This window comes from Longimicrobium sp., from assembly GCF_048594345.1.
GTDB lineage: Bacteria > Gemmatimonadota > Gemmatimonadetes > Longimicrobiales > Longimicrobiaceae > Longimicrobium.
The window spans coordinates 1-1,177 of sequence record NZ_JBMDXM010000017.1; the positions used below are offsets into that span (position 1 = coordinate 1).

1 protein-coding gene is annotated in these 1,177 nt (G+C 65.5%); it reads right to left on the reverse strand.

What is annotated here, in order from left to right; translation table 11 throughout:
* Nucleotides 1–41: 41 nt before the first annotated feature.
* Nucleotides 42–491, reverse strand: a complete 450-nt coding sequence (locus ACOJUJ_RS01665) for a division/cell wall cluster transcriptional repressor MraZ (protein WP_346445238.1) — start codon at nt 489–491, stop codon at nt 42–44.
* Nucleotides 492–1,177 lie beyond the last annotated feature (686 nt).

The window sequence follows — 1,177 nt, forward strand, 5'->3', positions numbered from 1 at the left end:
CACCGGGAGGTGGCCGGACGTGGCATCCGCACCACCGCCCGTCACAACTGCAGTCCGACCAGGTCGTCACCGTCCATGTCCGCGTCGCTGAGCGTCTGCCGGATCTGGGCCTGGTGCGCCTGCTCGCTCCAGAGTTCGAACTTGTCCCCCATGCCCACCAGCACCGCCTTGCGCTCAATGCCGACGGTCGTGCGTTGGCTGGCGGGGATGCCGATGCGGCCGTTGCCGTCGGGCTCGACGACCATCGCCGCGCCGACCAGCTTGAGCTGGAGGGTGCGGTTGGTGGAGCGGGTGCGCGGCAACGCGTTGATCTTGTCGCGGACGCCTTCCCACACCTTGTACGGGTAGAGGTAGAGGCTGCCGGCGTCGAAGGGGTTGTAGGTCAGCACCAGGCGGTTGTCGCACTCACGCGCGACGACATCCCGATAGGCGGTGGGAATCGCCAGTCGGCCCTTGTCGTCGATGGTGATGGCGGTTTCGCCTTGGAACACGTCCGTCCTACCTCGTGGCGCCCGTCTTAGGCGGGCTTGTGCGCCGGAAAACCACGAAACCCCAGGTTTCCCCACGTGTCGCCACCTTAGGAGTGCGTCTACGGGTTGTCAACAGCTTTGTACGGCGCTTTTCACCTGTCCGGTCAATGACTTGCGTCACTCTTCAGAGACTTGTTCAAGCTTTATCCACAACCATCTGTTTCGTCTCAAATTTTGAGAATGCGTCACTTTTGGACCTGAACGGCACCGTCACGCGGCCTTTACGGAATCGTCATGTTGCAACGCAGCAGATGCAGGCCGATCACCGAGGTGCGACGGGTTGACGCGCAGAAATGTCGCGTTTGTCTCACCTAAGCGACGAGAGCCCCGCCCCCAACCCCGCCCCCCACCGCGCGCTGCGCGCTCGACCTCCCCCTCGGTGCGGGGGAGGTGATCGGCACGCGGCGCTGCAGAGAGACCTCGCATGCATGCGGACCCGCAATGCGCCCTCCCCCGCCATACGGTGGAGGACTGTCGCGTTTGCCTCAACCTAAGCGACGAGAGCCCCGCCCCCACCCGCGCGCTGCGCGCGCGACCTCCCCCGCATGCGGGGGAGGTGATCTGGGCGCACGGCGCGCGATTCCATTCCCGCGACGCGGAGATGACTGAAGCATGCGGCGCCGTGGGGAAACGATCGCGGGGGCCGC